Source organism: Pseudomonas piscis, from assembly GCF_009380155.1.
Taxonomy (GTDB): domain Bacteria; phylum Pseudomonadota; class Gammaproteobacteria; order Pseudomonadales; family Pseudomonadaceae; genus Aquipseudomonas; species Aquipseudomonas piscis.
In genome coordinates this window covers 1,052,908-1,071,452 of the sequence record NZ_WHUV01000002.1, presented here as the reverse complement: position 1 = coordinate 1,071,452, position 18,545 = coordinate 1,052,908, and the positions used below count along the sequence as shown (strand labels likewise).

Below are 18,545 nucleotides of genomic sequence, written 5' to 3'. Positions count from 1 at the left end.
ACAAAAAAAATCACTTGTACAAGTGCCGGCAAGAATAACCGCTTCTATTGTGCTACGGCAGGGCAAATCCCAGATTACCGGCATGCAGGTTATAAAAAATAGCTGCGATGGCCGAATGTGGGGCAAACTTCCTTCCTTTCACCAGTGCCAAGGTCCATCCAATGATTCGTCCGTCCTCGGTTGATGAACAGAGTTTTCGCAAGCTGCTGACCCGCAACATCAGCCTGCCGCTTGGCGTGGGCGTACTCAGTGCGGTGTTTTTCGTGTCCTTGATCACCTACCTGTTGTCGGTGATCCAGTGGGTGCAGCACACCGACCGGGTGATCAACAACTTCAACGAGGCCGCGCGCCTGACCATCGACCTGGAAACCGGCATGCGCGGTTTCCTGATCACCGGCAACGAACATTTCCTCGATCCCTACGAAGTGGCCAAGCCGCGCATCATCAGCGAGCTGCGCGGCTTGCAGGAACTGGTGGCGGACAACCCGCAGCAGGTGGACCGGATCCGGCGCATCGAGGCCCTGCAACTGGAATGGAACAACTATGCCCAGGGCATGATCGAGCTGCGCCGCAAGAACGGCGACTACCGCGAGGCGGTGCAGGCCGGGCGCGGCAAGCGCCTGACCGACGAGGTCCGCAAGGAATACGACGACGCGGTGGCCATGGAGCAGCAACTGCGCCAGCAGCGTAATGAAAACGTCAGCCGTACCACGATTTTCAGCGTTGCCCTGTACCTGCTGTTCGTGGTGGGCATCAGCGGCTTGCTGGCCTATGTCGGGCGCCGTGACCTGTTGTCCCTGTCGCGCAGCTACAGCGACAACCTCGAGGCCGAACTGCGCAGTGCCCGCAGCCTGGAGCGCCAGGCCTGGTTGCGCAGCGGCCAGACCGAACTGGCCGAACAGATGCTGGGGCAACTGAGCCTGAACCTGCTGGGGCGCAACGTCTTGCAGTTCTGCGCCCAGTACCTGGGGACGGCGGTGGCGGCCTTGTATGTGCGCGAGGAGCACGGCGGTCTCAAACGCGTGGCCGCCTATGGCTTTTCCCGCGAGCAGGAGGACCAGGGCCAGGCGTTGTACAGCGACGAAGGCCTGGTGGGCCAGGCGGCCCAGCACAAGCGGGTGATTCGCCTGGACGAGGTGCCGGTCGATTACTTCAAGGTCAGCTCCGGCCTGGGCGAGGGCCTGCCCCGCAGCGTGCTGGTGGTGCCGACCCATGATGACGGGCGGGTCAACGGGGTGGTCGAGCTGGGCTTCCTGCGTGAGCTGGGCGAGCGCGATATCGAGTTCCTGGAACTGATCGCCGGCAACATCGGCACCTCCATCGAGGCGGCGCGCTATCGCCAGCGCTTGCAGGAAGTGCTGGCCGAGACCCAGCAGCTCAACGAAGAGCTGCAGGTCCAGCAGGAAGAGCTCAAGACCGCCAACGAGGAACTGGAAGAACAGTCGCGGATTCTCAAGGAGTCCCAGGCGCACCTGGAAACCCAGCAAGTGGAGCTGGAGCAGACCAACGAACAGTTGGCGGAGCAGGCCCAGGTGCTGTCCGAGCAGCGCGACGCCATGGACCGCAAGAACAGCGAGCTCAACGATGCGCAGATCGAGCTGCAGGAGCGCGCCGAAGAGCTGCAGCGCTCGAGCAAATACAAGTCCGAGTTCCTTGCCAACATGTCCCACGAGCTGCGCACGCCGCTCAACAGTTCGCTGATCCTGGCCAAGCTCCTGGCCGAGAACGCCCAGGAAAACCTCAGCGAGGAGCAGGTCAAGTTCGCCGAGTCGATCTATTCCGCAGGCAACGACCTGCTGAACCTGATCAACGACATCCTGGACATCTCCAAGGTCGAGGCCGGCAAGCTCGAGGTCCGCCCGGAGAACGCCAGCGTATCGCGCCTGGTGGAGGGCTTGAGCAACCTGTTCCAGCCACTGACGGCGGAAAAAGGCCTGGAGTTTCGCGTCGAGTTGCAACCCGGGGCGCCGCAGACGCTGTTCACCGATCGCCAGCGGGTCGAGCAGGTGCTCAAGAACCTGCTGTCCAACGCCGTCAAGTTCACCGAGCAGGGCCAGGTCAGCCTGACGGTGTCCGCCCACCCCGGTGCCGGGATCGCCTTCGCCGTGCAGGACTCCGGGATCGGCATCGCCCAGGACCAGCAGGAAAGCATCTTCGAAGCCTTCCGCCAGGCCGATGGCACCACCAACCGGCGTTATGGCGGCACCGGCCTGGGCCTGTCCATTTCCCGCGACCTGGCCAACCTGCTGGGGGGCTCCATCAGCGTCAGCAGCGAGCCGGGGCGCGGCAGCATCTTCACCCTGGTGTTGCCGGAGCACTACGATGCCGAGTCGCCGGTGCTCCCGGCGGAACCTGCTGCCATTGCGCCGGTGGCCGTGGCACAACCGCCGCAAGCGATGCCGGAGGTGGCGGTGGAGCTTGCCCCGATCCCGCGTTTCGCCGACGACCGGGACAAGGCGCCGTTCAGCGGCCGCAGCATCCTGGTGGTGGAGGATGAAGCCAACTTCGCCCATATCCTCTTCGACCTGGCCCACGAGCTGGGCTACCAGTGCCTGGTGGCCCACGGCGCAGACGAAGGCTACGGCCTGGCCACGCAGTTCATCCCCGACGCGATCCTTCTGGACATGCGCCTGCCCGACCATTCCGGCCTGACCGTGCTGCAGCGGCTCAAGGAGCATCCGCAGACCCGGCACATCCCGGTGCACGTGATCTCGGTCGAAGACCGGGTGGAGGCGGCGATGCACATGGGCGCCGTGGGCTATGCGGTCAAGCCCACCACCCGCGAGGAGCTCAAGGACGTGTTCGCCCGCCTGGAGGCCAAGCTGACCCAGAAGGTCAAGCGCGTGCTGCTGGTGGAGGACGACGACCTGCAGCGCGACAGCATCGCCCGGCTGATCGGCGACGACGATATCGAGATCACCGCCGTGGGCCTGGCCCAGGACGCCCTGGAGCTGCTGCGCGAGAACATCTACGACTGCATGGTCATCGACCTCAAGCTGCCGGACATGCTGGGCAACGACCTGCTCAAGCGCATGTCCACCGAGGACATCTGTTCCTTCCCGCCGGTGATCGTCTACACCGGGCGCAACCTGACCCGCGACGAAGAGGCCGAGCTGCGCAAGTATTCGCGCTCGATCATCATCAAGGGCGCGCGTTCACCGGAGCGCCTGCTGGACGAAGTGACGCTTTTTCTGCACAAAGTCGAATCCCAGTTGTCCCATGAACGGCAGAAGATGCTCAAGACCGCCCGCAGCCGCGACAAGGTGTTCGAGGGGCGCAAGATCCTCCTGGTGGACGATGACGTGCGCAACATCTTCGCCCTGACCAGCGCCCTGGAACACAAGGGCGCGGTGGTGGTGATCGGCCGTAACGGCCTGGAAGCCATCGCAAGGCTCAACGAGGTCGAGGATATCGATTTGGTACTGATGGACGTGATGATGCCGGAGATGGACGGTTTCGAGGCCACGGCGCAGATCCGCAAGGATCCGCGCTGGCGCAAGCTGCCGATCATCGCCGTCACCGCCAAGGCCATGAAGGACGACCAGGAGCGTTGCCTGCAGGCCGGCGCCAACGACTACCTGGCCAAGCCCATCGATCTCGACCGGTTGTTTTCACTTATCCGCGTGTGGCTACCCAAGATGGAAAGAATTTAGTGGAGCGCAATACCGAGATCGAACTGCGTCTGTTGATCGAAGCTATCTACCTCAAATACAGCTACGACTTTCGCGATTACTCCGGCGCCTCGATCAAGCGCCGGGTGCAACATGCCTTGCGCCAGTTCGACTGCAAGACCATTTCCGCCTTGCAGGAACGGGTCCTGCACGACCCGACCGCGTTCATGCAGTTGCTGCAGTTCCTGACCATCCCGGTCAGCGAGATGTTTCGCGACCCCTCGCATTTCCTGGCCATCCGCCAGGAAGTGGTGCCGCTGCTCAGGACCTATCCGTCGCTGAAGATCTGGATCGCCGGGTGCAGCACCGGTGAGGAGGTCTACTCCATGGCCATCCTGTTGCGCGAGGAGGGGCTGCTGGAGCGCACCATCATCTATGCCACGGACATCAACCCCAGCTCCCTGGAAAAGGCCAAGCAGGGCATCTTCTCCCTGGAGAACGTGCGGGCCTATACCCACAACTACCAGCGTGCCGGCGGCAAGCGTTCATTCGCCGACTACTACACCGCGGCCTACGACTACGCGATCTTCGACAAGAGCCTGCGCGAGAACGTGACCTTCGCCGACCACAGCCTGGCCACCGACAGCGTATTTTCCGAGACGCATTTGATTTCTTGCCGTAACGTATTGATTTATTTCAATAAAAAGCTTCAGGATCGGGCCTTCGGGCTGTTTCATGAGTCCCTTTGCCACCGTGGTTTCCTGGTGCTGGGCAGCAAGGAGACCCTGGACTTCTCCGCCTATGCCAAGCATTTCGAACCCTTGGTCAAACAAGAACGGATCTACCGCAAGTCATGAGCCAGGACATCCGCAGTACCAATCCCCGGCCACAGATCGAGGCCGTGGTGGTGGGAGCTTCCGCTGGCGGCGTCGAAGCCTTGCTCAGCCTGTTCGGCGGCTTGGGTCGCGGGTTTCGCCTGCCGGTGATCGTGGTCCTGCACCTGCCCGATGAGCGCCGCAGCCAACTGGCCGAAGTGTTCGACCGGCGCCTGTCGTTGCGAGTCAAGGAAGCCGACGACAAGGAACAGATCGTGCCGGGCACCCTGTATTTCGCGGCCCCCGGCTACCACCTGTCGGTGGAGCAGGACCGCAGCCTGTCCCTGAGCCAGGAGGAGCGGATCCACCATTCGCGTCCATCCATCGACTACCTGTTCGAGTCCGCCGCCGATGCCTATGGCGAGCACCTGGCCGCCGTGCTGCTGACCGGGGCCAACCAGGACGGGGCCGCCGGGCTGGCCGAGGTCAAGCGCCAGGGCGGCCTGACCATCGTCCAGGACCCCGACGAGGCCCATGTCTCGACCATGCCCGATGCTGCACTGGCCCTGCACCAGCCGGACCATATCCTCCCTTTGCGCGGTATCAGCTTGCTGCTGGCCGAGCTGGAACCAATCGCATGTTAAGTAATATCCAAGCCAAGTTGCTGATCGTCGACGATCTGCCGGAAAACCTGCTGGCCCTGGAGGCGCTGATCAAGCGCGAGGACCGCCAGGTGTACAAGGCGCTGTCGGCCGACGAAGCCTTGTCGCTGTTGCTCCAGCATGAGTTCGCCATGGCCATCCTCGATGTGCAGATGCCGGGCATGAACGGCTTCGAGCTGGCGGAACTGATGCGCGGCACCGAGAAGACCAAGAACATCCCCATCATCTTCGTCAGTGCCGCCGGGCGCGAGCTCAACTATGCCTTCAAGGGCTACGAGAGCGGGGCGGTGGACTTCCTGCACAAGCCCCTGGACATCCACGCGGTCAAGAGCAAGGTCAACGTGTTCGTCGACCTGTACCGCCAGAGCAAGGCCATGAAGCAGCAGGTCGAGGCCCTGGAGCAGAGCCGGCGCGAGCAGGAGGCCCTGCTCAGGCAATTGCAGTCCACCCAGAACGAGTTGGAACAGGCCGTGCGCATGCGCGATGACTTCATGTCGATCGTCGCCCACGAAGTGCGTACCCCGCTCAATGGCCTGATCCTCGAGACCCAGCTGCGCAAGATGCACCTGGCCCGGGACAATGCCGCGGCCTTCAGCCTGGACAAGATGCACGCCATGGTCGATCGCGACGAACGGCAGATCAAGAGCCTGATCCGCCTGATCGAGGACATGCTGGATATCTCGCGAATTCGTACCGGCAAGTTGTCGATCCGCCCGTCACGTTTCGACCTGGTGCAGTTGGTGCGGGGCCTGGTGGAAAACTTCGCGCCCCAGGTGGAGGCGGCGCAGTCCACCCTGAGCCTGGATGCCGAGGCGCCGGTGGAAGGCAACTGGGACGAGTTCCGTATCGAGCAGGTGGTTTCCAACTTGCTGACCAACGCCCTGCGCTATGGTGCCAAGAGCCCCATCCAGGTGCGGGTCTACTGTCACGCGGGAGAGGCCCGGGTCGAGGTCAGGGACCATGGGATCGGGATCAGCGAAGACAACCAGCGGCGCATCTTCCAGCAGTTCGAGCGGGTCAGCGCCAGCCATGTGGCCGCGGGCCTGGGCCTGGGCCTGTTCATTTCCGAGCAGATCGTCACTGCCCACGGCGGCACGATCAGCGTCGAAAGCCGGATTGGCGAGGGCGCCCTGTTCCGGGTCGCGCTGCCCCTGGCGGAGGTGGAATTGCCCACTGGTGCGTAAAAGCGTCACGCCCACGCAACCTCTGCGTGAGCCAATGGTCGTACAGTGGCTGCTGACGTTTGCCTGCGGGCAGGTCGGCAAACGCCAACAGCTCCTTGCAGTAATTGACCGAACAAAGGTTTTCCATGAGTGAAGATGCACAAGACGTCGTACTGATCGTCGAAGATGAACCGGTGATCCTGATGCTGCTGGCCGACTACCTGTCGGGCCTGGGGTATCGGGTGCTGCAGGCCGAGAACGGCGAGCAGGCGTTCGAGATCCTGGCCACCAAGCCCAACCTGGACCTGATGGTCACCGATTACCGGCTGCCGGGTGGCATCACCGGGGTGATGATCGCCGAACCCGCGGTCAAGCTGCGCCCGGACCTGAAGGTGATCTTCATCAGTGGTTATCCCAACGAAATCCTCGAGTGCGATAGCCCCATCACCCGCAAGGCGCCGATCCTGGCCAAGCCGTTCGACCTCAATAGCCTGCACGAGCAGATCCAGCAGCTGCTGGCCTGAACCGGCCTCACTCGCGGAGCATTTCCCGCACCTTGGTGGTCAGCAGGTCGAAGGTGAACGGCTTGGTGATCAGCTGCATGCCAGGGTCGAGGAAACCGCCCCGGACCGCCGCATGCTCGGCGTAGCCGGTGATGAACAGCACCTTGAGCTGTGGGCGCAATTGCCGCCCGATTTCCGCCAGTTGCCGGCCGTTCATGCCTGGCAGGCCCACGTCGCTGACCAGGAGGTCGATACGCTGTGGTGAATCGAGAATCGGCATGGCGCCCTGGGCGTCGCCGGCCTCGAGGAAGTGGTAGCCCAACTCGCCCAGCACGGTACTGACCAGCACCCGCACCGCCGGGTCGTCCTCGACGATCAAGACCGTCTCGCCGTTTTGTGCGGCGACCGCATGCTCCTCCACCTGATGTTCGTCGCTGGCCGAGTCACCGCGAAAACGCGGCAGGTACAGGCAGACCTGGGTGCCCTGGCCCTGGGTACTGTCCAGGGTCACATGGCCGTGGGACTGCTTGCTGAAGCCATAGATCATCGACAGCCCCAGGCCAGTGCCCTGGCCGATGGGCTTGGTGGTGAAGAAGGGGTCGAATACTCGATTGAGGATGGCTTCGGGCATGCCGCAGCCGTTGTCGCTGACCCGCAGCACCACGTAGTCGCCAGGTTCGAGGTTGTCGTGGGCCTGAGTGAAGGCTGCGTCCAGCTGGCGATTGCAGGTCTCCACCAGCAACTGGCCACCGTTGGGCATGGCATCCCGGGCATTGAGCGCGAGGTTGAGCAGGGCGCTCTCGAGCTGGTTGGGGTCGGCCTCGGCCACCCACAGCTGCTCGCACAGGCGCAGTTCCAGCCGGATGTTCTCGCTGAGGCTGCGTTGCAGCAGCTCGCCCATGGAGCTGACCAGGGCATTCATCTCCACGGGCTTGGCATCCAGCGATTGGCGCCGGGAGAAGGCCAGCAGGCGGTGGGTCAGGCCGGCGGCGCGGTTGGCCGAGGTCACCCCGAGTTCGATCAGGCTGTCCAGGTCCTCGGTCCGGCCCCGGGCCAGGCGCCGGCGCAGCAGCTCCAGGCTGCCGATGATGCCGGTGAGCATGTTGTTGAAGTCATGGGCGATACCGCCGGTGAGCTGGCCGACCGCTTCCATCTTCTGCGACTGGCGCAGGGCCTCTTCGTTGTGCCGCAGCTGCGCGGTGCGTTCCTCCACCTGCTGTTCCAGGGTTTCCAGGGTGCGTTGCAGGCGCAGCTCGCTCTGGCTCAGGTCGATCAGCCGGTCCCGGGCTTCGTATTGGCGGCGCCGGCCACGCAATGCGGTACTGACCAGGCTGATCAGGGTAGCGGGGTGGAACGGCCGTTCGAGGAAGCTGACATTGCCCAACGGCGTACTGAACCTGGCGGCCGGATTCTGTTCCGGCCCGCCATGGTGGGTCAGCAACACAATGGGCAGGTCCGACCAGGCCGGTTGTTGCTCCAGATGGCGCAGCAACGGCTCGAGGTCGACCCCCAGCAAGGCTTCGGCGGCGATGATCGCCAGCCCCGCGCCTTGCTCCAGTTCTTCGCACAGGGCACCCAGATGCGGGATGATCAAGCTGCTGACGCCGGCTTCGCCCAGCATCATCTGCGCCAGCTGGCTGTCGCGGCCATGGGGCGTTAGCACCAGGGCCCGTTCGGAAAAGGCCGGGCCCAGGGTCATGGCACCTCGTCCTTGAGCAATGGCTTGTCCTCGCCCTGGTAGTTGGGCACGCCACGCAGTACGCCCTGGAAGGCCTCCAGGGGCTCGCCGATGGTCAGGCCCTGGCCGCTGATGCGGTACTCGCGGATGGTCGATTCGTGGCTGCCGGTGCGTTTCTTGATGATCGAGATGGCTCGGCGCACCTTGCCCAGGGCTTCGAAGTAGCGCAGCAGGATCACCGTATCGGCCAGGTAGGTGATGTCCACCGGGGCTTGCATGTCGCCCACCAGGCCATGCTGGGCCACGGTCATGAAGGTCGCCGCGCCCTGGCGGTTGAGGTACAGCAATAGCTCGTGCATATGCAGTACCAGGGCGTTCTCCTCGGGCATCGCCGCCTGGTAGCCATTGATGCTGTCGATCACCACGGTCTTGATCTGGCCATGGTCGACGCAGCGCCGCACCCGGTGCGACAGCTCGCCTGGCGTCAGCTCGGCGGCGTCCACCTGTTCGACCACCAGGTTGCCGCTGTCGCGCAGGGCTTGCAGGTCGATGCCCAGCTTGGTCATGCGCTCGAACAAGAGCCCCAGTTCTTCATCGAAGATGAACAGCGCAGCCTTTTCCCCCCGGGCCACGGCGGCGGTGGCGAAGATCAGCGCCAGCAACGACTTGCCGGTGCCGGCCGGGCCGAGGATCAGGGTGCTGGAACCGCTGGCTATCCCGCCGCCGAGCAGGGAGTCCAGTTCGGCGATGCCGCTGGTCAAGGTGCCGCGCTGGTAGCCGCTGCGGTGCTCGGCCGCCACCAGGCGCGGGAATACATGCACGCCGCCGCCCTGGATGGTGAAGTCATGGTAGCCGCCGCGATACTTCTGGCCGCGGTACTTCATTATCCGGATACGCCGGCGCTCGGAGCCGTAGCTTGGCGTCAGTTCTTCCAGGCGGATCACTCCATGGGCCACGCTGTGCACGGTCTTGTCCAGGGTGTCGCTGGTCAGGTCGTCCAGCAGCAGGACGGTGGCGTCGTAGCGCACGAAGTAGTGCTTGATCGCCAGGATCTGGCGGCGATAACGCAGGGAGTTCTGCGCCAGCAAGCGGATCTCCGAGAGGCTGTCCACCACCACCCGGGTCGGCTTGACCCGTTCCACCACCTCGAAGATCTGCCTTGTGGCTTCTCCCAGTTCCAGGTCCGAGGAATACAGCAGGCTTTGCTGGTGTTCGGTATCGAGCAGGCTCTCCGGTGGGGTCAGCTCGAAGATATGGATATTGTCGTCCAGCTCCCAGCCATGGGACTGGGCGCCCTGGCGCAGTTCGCGCTCGGTTTCGGACAGGGTGATGTACAGGCAGCGCTCACCGGCCTGGGCCCCGGCCCGCAAAAAGTGCAGGGCGATGGTGGTCTTGCCCGTGCCAGGCTCGCCCTCCAGCAGGAATACGTGGCTGCGGGACAGGCCGCCGTTGAGAATGTCGTCCAGGCCTTCGATGCCGATGCTGGCCTTTTCGCTGAGCAACGCAGATGAAGTGATCAAGCAATCCCCTCGCAATGGATCCGATCGGCGGCGGCACGCGGGGCGCGATGCCGCTTTGATCACTTGACCGTTTGCCGCCAGCGCGGTTCAACCTTTTATCGCCACCATGGGTTATAGCCGCTGCCGCAGGAGGGATCGCCTGAAGATCGCAAGAAGGTCCTGCGGACCTTGGCGCAGCCTCGCGGGCGCGTAGCGGCCACGAAAGGGATCGCGCGGTAGGGGGCGAAAGGTCAGAGCCCTTGCTGCAGGGCCGGGTCGTCGGGGTTCTGTTGTTCCAGCTGGGCCAACAGCACCTGGACATTCTGCAACTGGCCGCTTTCCTTCCAGTAACTGATCAGCAGCACCCGCGCCTTGCGGTTGTAGGGTTGGCGCTGGACGATTTCCTCCAGCTGCTTCTGCGCGGCCTCCAGTTCCTGCTCGCTGTGCAGGGTAGTGGCCAGGTCGTAGCGGTAGGCGGCATTGTTCGGCTCCAGCTCCACTGCCCGGGCCAGGCCCAGCAGGGCGAATTCACCCTGGCCGTGGTGCAGCAGCCAGAGCCCCAGGGCGTGCTGCAGGTAGGCCGAGTCCTGCTGGGCCTGCAGTTGCTTGGCCAGCAGTTGGCGGGCCGCCTCGCTCTGGCCCTGCTTGTCCAGCACCTCGATCTGCAAGACCACCGCCTGCAGGTTGTCCGGCGCCAGTTTCAGTGCCTGCTCCAGGGTCTGCTGGGCCCTGGCCAGGTCGGCGTTATGCAGGTACAGGCGAGCCAGCTGGTACTGGGCTTCGACATTGTCGCCACGGGTCCTGAGCACCTGGGTGTATTCATCGATCACCTGCTGCAGCGGGCCGAAGTACAGGCCCTGGTCGTCCGGGGACAGGCCCAGCAGGGCGTCCACCGCGGCGAAGCGCACGCTTTGCTCCGGATCGCTCAGCAAAGGCCCCAGCAGCAGACTGCGCTTGCCGCTGGGCACCAGGCCGAGCACGCTCTTGATGGCCGCCTTGCGCACTTCGGGCGAAGGGTGCTGCAGGTCGGCATCGGCCAGCTTCAGGGCCTGGGGGCTGGGGTAGTTGGGCAGTACCGCCAGCAGGCGGATACGTTGCTGGTCATCGAGATCCGGACGCCCCAGTTGCTGGTAGAGCACCCTGGCCGCACCGGGTTGGCCGTTGCGCGCCTTCTCCAGGGCCTGGCCGTAGCCGTGCCTGATGGCATCCGGCACCGCCGGCGGAGCGCTGCGCCAGAACGACCAGGCCAGGACCAGGAGGATGACGATGGGCAGGCTGATCAGCAGGTAGCGACGGACTCGGGTCATAGGCATGGGAAATTGGCGACTTGAAGAGGGAGCAAGCTTCGACCAGGAACCGGCCCGAGTCAAACCCGCGATCAGGTCAACACGTATTCCCGGGGTTCCAGCGGCGGTGGCAGTTGCGGTTCACCCAACGCCGCCAGCACTTCGCGCTCCAGGCCGCGCAGTAGAGCACTGCAGGGCAGGTCGTTGTCGTCGTAGCCGAAGGGGTTTTCGAGGTCGTCGCCGATTTCGTCCAGGCCCAGGAAGGTGTAGCTGACGATGGCGGTGAAGATCGGCGCCAGCCAGCCCAGCGGTTCGGCCATGGCGAACGGCAGGAGAATGCAGAACAGGTAGATGGTGCGGTGCAGCAGCAGGGTATAGGGAAAGGGCAGCGGAGTGTTCTGGATACGTTCGCAGGCCGCCTGGACCAGGCTCAGGCTGACCAGGCGAGTTTCCAGCTGGGTATAGCGCCATTCGCTGATCAGCCCTTGTCGTGCCCATTGCGAGCAGCGCCGGCCGATGTGCTGCAACTGGGCGTCGGTCAGGTTCGGGTGCTGCCGGTCCACGGGCGCCTGGGCCCAGGGTGCCAGGGCACTGGCCTCGTCCTCGTGGCGCAGCCGGGCGATCAGGCTATGGGCGAAACCACAGAGATCACGCAGCAAGCCTTCACGTTCGCGATGGCCTTCGAGCACCAGGCTCTCGCGGATCAGCGAGCGCACCTCGATGGCCAGCTGCCCCAGTTGCTTGCGGCCCTCCCACCAGCGGTCATAGCAGGCGTTGTTGCGAAAGCTCATGAAAATCGACAACGACAGCCCCAGCAGGGTGAACGGTGTGGCGCTGACCCTGGAAAAGTAGCTGGGCTGCAGGGTTTCCACCAGCACAATGACCGAGGCCAGCAGGGTCACCAGGGCGCAGCGCAAGGCGATGCGCTTGGCGATCGAGCCCTTGAGGGCGAAGAGCAGGGCGATCAGGTTCGGTTTGGGACGCACGATCATGGGCATGAAGGCCTGGGCGACTACGAGGCGAGCGCAGGTTAGGAGCGGGCCGGGTGGCTGTCCAATCGTAATGGCCGACTGGTTGATCGATCCCCTCTATCGACGATCCTTCGCCGTGTAGCCGCTGTCGAGCCATCGGCGAGGCTGCACGAAGGTCCGCAGGACCTTGCTTGGCGATCTTCAGCGGTTGCAAGCGCCTGCACCTGCTACTTCGACATGCCGCCCAAGCCGGACGCAGCCTTGCGTGGCGGCAGGTCGGTATCCGGGCAAAAAAAGGCCCCGCGACCGAATGATCCACGGGGCCAAACATTGGTTGGTTGCGGCCAACCAAAGGAGCTCGTTGCAATTCTTTAGTTGCTGGCCACCGTCTCGGGTTGCCAGCCACCGCCCAGGGCCTTGTAGATGGCGACGATGCCGCGGTACAGCTCGACTTCGGCCTGGGCCTGGGAGTCTTCGGCGGCCAGGCGCTCGCGCTGGGCGTCCAGCAGCACCAGGAAGTCCACGGTGCCTTCGCGATAGCGGATCTCGGCCAGGTCGGCGGCGGCGCGACTGGACTCGCTCTGGCGGATCAGCGAGAGCAGGCGCTGCTGGCGCTTGCCGTAGTCGCTGAAGGCATTCTCCGACTCTTCCAGGGCCAGCAGCACCTGCTGCTCATAGTTGGCCAGGGCGCCGTCGGCATTGGCGTCGGCGCCGCGCAGGCGCGCCCGCACACTGCCCAGGTCGAAGGCGGCCCAGGTGATGCTCGGGCCCAGGGCCCAGGCATTGGCCGCCGAGGAGCCGATCTGCGAACCACGCCCGGCGGTGAAGCCGAGGAAACCACTGAGGCTGACCCGCGGGAACAGATCGGCCTTGGCCACGCCGATTCGCGCAGTGGCGGCGGCCAGCTTGCGTTCGGCGCTGAGGATGTCCGGCCGGCGCTGCAGCAGCTCGCCCGGATCGCCGATCGGCAAGGCCTTGGCGATGGCCGGCAACTGCGCGGGCGAAAGGTCGACACTGAGTTTGTCCGGGCGCTCACCCAGCAGGGTGGCGATGCGGTTGCGCTGGCGCACCTGCTCGGCCTGCAGTTGCGGCACGCTGGCCTCCACCGCGGCCAGGCGCGCATCGGCGCGGACCACGTCCAGCTGGTCGCCCACTCCGGCATCACGCAGGCTTTCGGTGATCTTGCGCGAGGCCTTCTGGTTGTCCAGGTTGGCCAGGGCGATCTTTTCCCGCAGTTGTGCGCCACGCAGCTGGCCGTAGGCATCCACCAGCTCGGCGATCATGGTCACCTGCAACTGGTAGAGGTCGGCCTCGGCGGCTTGCTGGTCGGCTTCGGTGGCTTCCAGGTTGCGCTGGATGCGGCCGAACAGGTCCAGCTCCCAGGCCATGTCCAGCCCCAGGTCGTAGCGCTCGCTATTGACCCGCTTGCTGGTCTGGCCGGGCACCTGGCCCTTGCCCAGGTTGCTGCTGGCGCGGCTGGTGATGGTCGGCATGGCGTCATTGCTGGCGTCATCGCGGATCGCCCGGGCGGCCCGCAGGCGGGCGAAGGCCACCCGCAGCTCACGGTTACCCTTGAGCGACTGGCTCACCAGCTGGTTGAGCGTCGGATCGTCGAACTGCTGCCACCAGATGCCTTCGAAGCGCGCGCGATCGAAGTTCTTCTGGCCCGCAGCGGTGTCGCCGGCGGCGCTGATATGCGCCGCCTCGGTGCTCGGGGTCTGGTAGTCCGGACCTACCGCACAGGCGCTCAGGGCCAGTACCAGCAGGCTCGGCAGGAAGACTTTCGAACTCATTGTTGCGTCTCCAGTTGCAGGGCGCGGGCGGCCTTGCGGGCCTCGCTGCGCTCCACGTAGTTGCGGATCAGGACATAGAACACCGGGGTCAGCAGCAGGCCGAAGAAGGTCACCCCGAGCATCCCGGAGAACACCGCCACACCCATGGCATGACGCATTTCCGCACCTGCGCCGCTGGAGATCACCAGGGGCACCACGCCCATGATGAAGGCGAAGGAGGTCATCAGGATCGGCCGCAGGCGCAGGCGGCAGGCTTCCAGTACGGCGGCCAGCGGGTCCAGGCCTTCCTCTTGCTTGTCCTTGGCGAACTCGACGATCAGGATCGCGTTCTTGCACGCCAGGCCCACCAGTACGATCAAGCCGATCTGGGTGAAGATGTTGTTGTCGCCCCCGGAGATGATCACCCCGGCAATGGCCGACAGCAGGGTCATGGGCACGATCAGGATCACCGCCAGTGGCAGGCTCCAGCTTTCGTACTGGGCGGCCAGCACCAGGAAGGCCAGCAGTACGCACAGCGGGAACACGAACAGCGCGGTGTTGCCAGCCAGGATCTGCTGGTAGGTCAACTCGGTCCATTCATAGGTCATGCCGTTGGGCAGTTCTTCCTTGAGCAGTTTCTCGATCGCCGCTTCCGCTTGCCCGGAGCTGTAGCCCGGAGCTGCCGCGCCGTTGATCTCGGCGGTGACGAAGCCGTTGTAGTGCATGACGCGGTCGGGACCTGCGGTGTCGCTGACCTTGATGAAGGTCGCCAGGGGGATCATCTCGCCCTTGTTGTTGCGCACTTTCAGCTGGCCGATCTGCTCGGCTTCCAGGCGGAACTGCTGCTCGGCCTGGACGTTGACCTGGTAGGTGCGTCCGAAGCGGTTGAAGTCGTTGGCATACAGCGAACCCAGGTAGATCTGCAGGGTGTCGAAGATGTCCGAGATCGCCACGCCGTGGGTCTTGGCCTTTTCCCGGTCGATGGCCGCGTCCACCTGGGGCACGTTGACCTGGTAGCTGGTGAACAACCCGGCCAGTTCCGGCACGTTGCGGCTCTTGGCAATGACGTTCTGCACTTCCTTGTACAGGTCCTCGTAGCCCAGGCCGCCACGGTCCTCGACCTGCAGGCGGAACCCGCCGATGGTGCCCAGGCCCTGTACCGGTGGCGGTGGGAAGATCGCCATGTAGGCATCCTGGATGTCAGCGTACTTGCCGTTCAGGGCCCCGGCGATGGCACCGGCGGACATGCTCGGGTCCTTGCGCTCCTCAAAGGGCTTCAAGGTGACGAAGACGATGCCGTTGTTCGGGCTGTTGGTGAAGCCGTTGATCGACAGGCCGGGGAAGGCCACGGCGCTTTCCACCCCAGGCTGCTTCAGGGCGATGTCGGACATGCGCTTGATCACGTCCTCGGTACGATCCAGGCTCGCCGCATCCGGCAACTGGGCGAAGGCCACCAGGTACTGCTTGTCCTGGGCCGGAACGAAGCCGGTGGGCGTGTGGGCGAAGCCGAACCAGGTCAGGACCATCAGGCCGGCATACAGGAACAGGGCGATGCCGCTGCCACGAATGACCCGGCGCACCGTGCCGACGTAGCCGTTGCTGGCGCGCTCGAAGAAGCGGTTGAACGGCTTGAACAGCCAGCCACCCAGTAGCTTGTCGAGGAACAGCGAGAAACGGTCCTTGGGCGCGTGGTGCTCCTTGAGCAGCACTGCCGCCAGGGCCGGGGACAGGGTCAGGGAGTTGAAGGCCGAGATCACCGTGGAAATGGCGATGGTCAGGGCGAACTGCTTGTAGAACTGTCCGGTCAGGCCACTGATGAAGGCCGCGGGCACGAATACCGCGCATAGCACCAGGGCGGTGGCGATGATCGGGCCGGTCACTTCGCGCATGGCGCGCTTGGTGGCTTCCACCGGGTTCAGGCCCAGGCCGATGTTACGTTCGACGTTCTCCACCACCACGATGGCGTCGTCCACCACGATGCCGATGGCCAGTACCAGGCCGAACAGCGACAGCGCGTTGAGCGAGAAGCCGAACATGTGCATCACCGCGAAGGTGCCGATCAGCGAGACCGGGACGGCCACCAGCGGGATGATCGAGGCGCGCCAGGTCTGCAGGAACAGGATCACCACCAGCACCACCAGTACCAGGGCTTCGAACAGGGTATGCACCACTGCCTCGATGGAGCCACGGACGAAGATGGTCGGGTCGTAGACGATGCTGAAGTCCATGCCTTCGGGGAAACTCTGCTTGAGCTCGGCCATCTTGGCCCGCACTTCGTTGGAGATCTCGATGGCATTGGAGCCCGGACGCTGGAAGATCGGGATCGCTACCGCCGGCTGATTGTCCAGCAGCGAGCGCAGGGCGTACTGGCTCGACCCCAGCTCGACCCGGGCGATGTCCTTCAGGCGGGTGATCTCGCCGTCTTCGCCGGAGCGAATGATGATGTTCTCGAACTCTTCCTCGGTGACCAGGCGGCCCTGGGTGTTGACCGACAGCTGGAAGCTGGTGGCGTTGGGCGCAGGTGGCGCGCCCAGGGCACCGGCAGCCACCTGGCGGTTCTGTTCACGGATCGCGGTGACCACGTCGGTGGCGGTCAGGTTGCGCGAAGCGGTCTTGTTCGGGTCCAGCCACACGCGCAGCGAGTAGTCGCCCATGCCGAACAGCTGCACGTCGCCCACGCCGCCCAGGCGCGCCAGCTCATCCTTGATGTTGAGGATGGCGTAGTTGGACAGGTAGAGCATGTCGTAGCGTTTGTCCGGCGAGGTCAGGTGCACCACCATGGTCAGGTCGGGGGAGGCCTTGTCCACGGTGATACCGATGCGCGTCACTTCTTCCGGCAGCTTGGGCTGGGTCCGGGTCACGCGGTTCTGCACCTGGACCTGGGCGTTGTCCAGGTCGGTGCCCAGGGCGAAGGTCACGGTCAGGGTGATCTTGCCGTCGGCGGTGGATTGCGAGGACATGTAGAGCATGTTCTCGACCCCGGTGATGGCCTGCTCCAGCGGCGCGGCCACGGTTTCACCGATCACCTTGGGGTTGGCCCCCGGGAAGTTGGCGCGTACCACCACGGTCGGCGGCACTACTTCCGGGTATTCGCTGATGGGGAGCTGGAACAGCGAGATGGCGCCGGCGATCAGGATCAGCAGCGATAGCACCGCTGCGAAGATCGGCCTTGATATGAAGAATTGGGAAAAATTCATCTTGAGAGTCGTCCCTTAACCGCGCGGAGTCGCGGCGGCGAGTTTCACGGCCACAGCCGGCTTGGCAGGGCTGACCTGCGGCAGGTTGCTGGCTTCCAGTGCTTGGCGTTGTTGGGCCAGGGCGGCGAGGGTTTCCTTGCTGGCCATGGGGATCACTTCAGGCGTGACCGGTGCCCCCGGGCGTGCCCGTTGCAGGCCCTTGACGATGATGGTGTCGTCCTTGCTCAGGCCGTTGCGCACGATGCGCAGGCCTTCGATCTTCGGTCCCAGTTCGACGGCGCGGTAGGCCGGCTTGTTATCGGCGTCCATCACCAGCACGAACTTCTTGCCCAGGTCGGTGCCCACGGCTTCGTCGTTGATCAGCATCGCCGAGTAAGTACCGCTGCCCACCAGCTTCAGCCGGGCGTAGAGGCCCGGGGTGTAGCTGCCGTCGCTGTTGTCGAACACCGCGCGGCCACGGATGGTGCCGGTCTTGGGGTTGACCTGGTTGTCGACGAAGTTCATCTGGCCCAGGTGCGGGTGGCCGTCCTCGTTGGACAGGCCCAGGTATACCGGGGTGCTCTGGCCGCGCTGGCCCTGGCGGGCAAGCTGGGTGTACTTGAGGTACACGCGCTCGTCGGCGTCGAAGTAGGCGTAGACCTTGTCGGTGGAGACCACGCTGGTCAGCGCGGTGACGTCGGCGGTCACCAGGTTGCCGGCGGTGATCTGCGCCCGGCTGACCCGGCCGCTGATGGGCGCGAGGACGCGGGTGAAGCTGAGGTTGAGCTTGGCCAGGTCCAGTTGCGCCTGGATCGCGTCGACCCCGGCCCGGGCTTCCTGGGCGGCGCTGGTGCGGGTGTCGGCCAGCTCGGCGGAAATCGCGTTGCTGGTCAACAGGCGCTGGCCACGCTGGGCTTCGTTGGCGCTGCGGGTCGCGGTGGCCCGGGCCTGTTGCAGCTGGGCTTCCAGGCGACGCACTTCGGCCTGGAACGGCCGAGGGTCGATCTGGAACAGCAGGTCGCCTTTCTTCACCAGGGCACCTTCGGTGAAGGCCACCTGGTCGATCTGGCCCGAGACCCGTGGGCGGATCTCGACGGTTTCCGGCGCCTCCAGGCGCCCGGTGAACTCATCCCACTCGTTGACGGGCTGCTCCAGCACCTTGGCCACGCTGACCTTGGCTGCCGCCGGGGCGGAGGCGGTCTGTGGAGCCTTGCCGCAGGCGCTCAACACCAGCACGGCGAGCGCGGCTAGTGGAAAACTTAAGAGTTTGACTGACTGGTCCATGGGTACATCCGCCAAGGTAATTTGAGATGGGCGGATGATGCTCGGCGGGTTTGTATCTCACGAATCGAATGAAGCAAAGGTAACTATCATTCGGAATGATATAAGCCCATGGCAAGCCCTCTAGC

At 64.5% G+C, this 18,545-nt stretch carries 12 protein-coding genes; 5 read left to right on the top strand and 7 right to left on the bottom strand.

The features are described 5' to 3' along the window. Positions 1-161 precede the first annotated feature (161 nt). From GDH07_RS14805 to GDH07_RS14785, 5 genes are all read left to right on the top strand, one after another. The gene (locus GDH07_RS14805; RefSeq protein ID WP_053129187.1) at positions 162-3,653 is read left to right on the top strand and encodes a response regulator; all 3,492 of its coding nucleotides are present in this window, start codon (positions 162-164) and stop codon (positions 3,651-3,653) included. Further along, positions 3,653-4,468 carry a CheR family methyltransferase gene (locus tag GDH07_RS14800; RefSeq protein WP_343038240.1) on the top strand — a complete coding sequence of 272 codons (816 nt, stop codon included), beginning with the start codon at positions 3,653-3,655 and terminating at the stop codon, positions 4,466-4,468. Before GDH07_RS14805 ends, GDH07_RS14800 begins: the two co-directional genes overlap by 1 nt. After that, entirely contained in the window at positions 4,465-5,070 is a 606-nt protein-coding gene (locus tag GDH07_RS14795) for a chemotaxis protein CheB (RefSeq protein ID WP_053129191.1), read from the top strand. The genes GDH07_RS14800 and GDH07_RS14795 overlap by 4 nt, the downstream gene beginning before the upstream one ends. Continuing rightward, positions 5,064-6,272 carry a hybrid sensor histidine kinase/response regulator gene (locus tag GDH07_RS14790; protein ID WP_152898018.1) on the top strand — a complete coding sequence of 403 codons (1,209 nt, stop codon included), beginning with the start codon at positions 5,064-5,066 and terminating at the stop codon, positions 6,270-6,272. Before GDH07_RS14795 ends, GDH07_RS14790 begins: the two co-directional genes overlap by 7 nt. A 125-nt stretch (positions 6,273-6,397) precedes the next feature. Then, positions 6,398-6,775, top strand: coding sequence for a response regulator (locus GDH07_RS14785; protein ID WP_053129197.1), 378 nt, complete (start codon positions 6,398-6,400; stop codon positions 6,773-6,775). A gap of 7 nt (positions 6,776-6,782) precedes the next feature. Here GDH07_RS14785 and GDH07_RS14780 read toward each other — a convergent pair whose 3' ends face one another. The 7 genes from GDH07_RS14780 to mexE all read right to left on the bottom strand — a co-directional run bounded on the left by GDH07_RS14780 (position 6,783) and on the right by mexE (position 18,420). Further along, positions 6,783-8,453 (bottom strand): ATP-binding protein, encoded by a 1,671-nt coding sequence (locus GDH07_RS14780; protein ID WP_152898017.1) that lies wholly within the window; start codon positions 8,451-8,453, stop codon positions 6,783-6,785. Next, on the bottom strand, positions 8,450-9,952 hold the full coding sequence (locus GDH07_RS14775) for an ATPase domain-containing protein (protein WP_152898016.1): 1,503 nt from the start codon (positions 9,950-9,952) through the stop codon (positions 8,450-8,452). Before GDH07_RS14775 ends, GDH07_RS14780 begins: the two co-directional genes overlap by 4 nt. Before the next feature lie 230 nt (positions 9,953-10,182). Next, the gene (locus GDH07_RS14770) at positions 10,183-11,238 is read right to left on the bottom strand and encodes a HEAT repeat domain-containing protein (RefSeq protein WP_152898307.1); all 1,056 of its coding nucleotides are present in this window, start codon (positions 11,236-11,238) and stop codon (positions 10,183-10,185) included. A gap of 71 nt (positions 11,239-11,309) precedes the next feature. Next, positions 11,310-12,209, bottom strand: coding sequence for a bestrophin family protein (locus GDH07_RS14765; RefSeq protein ID WP_053129206.1), 900 nt, complete (start codon positions 12,207-12,209; stop codon positions 11,310-11,312). Between the two features lie 350 nt (positions 12,210-12,559). Further along, positions 12,560-13,981, bottom strand: a complete 1,422-nt coding sequence (locus GDH07_RS14760; RefSeq protein ID WP_053129208.1) for an efflux transporter outer membrane subunit — start codon at positions 13,979-13,981, stop codon at positions 12,560-12,562. Next, complete coding sequence (locus GDH07_RS14755; RefSeq protein ID WP_053129211.1) at positions 13,978-17,157, bottom strand: efflux RND transporter permease subunit; 3,180 nt, start codon at positions 17,155-17,157, stop codon at positions 13,978-13,980. The genes GDH07_RS14760 and GDH07_RS14755 overlap by 4 nt, the downstream gene beginning before the upstream one ends. 15 nt (positions 17,158-17,172) lie before the next feature. Next, positions 17,173-18,420: a multidrug efflux RND transporter periplasmic adaptor subunit MexE gene (gene mexE, locus GDH07_RS14750; RefSeq protein ID WP_152898015.1), complete on the bottom strand. Its 1,248-nt coding sequence runs from the start codon at positions 18,418-18,420 to the stop codon at positions 17,173-17,175. Positions 18,421-18,545: the final 125 nt, after the last annotated feature.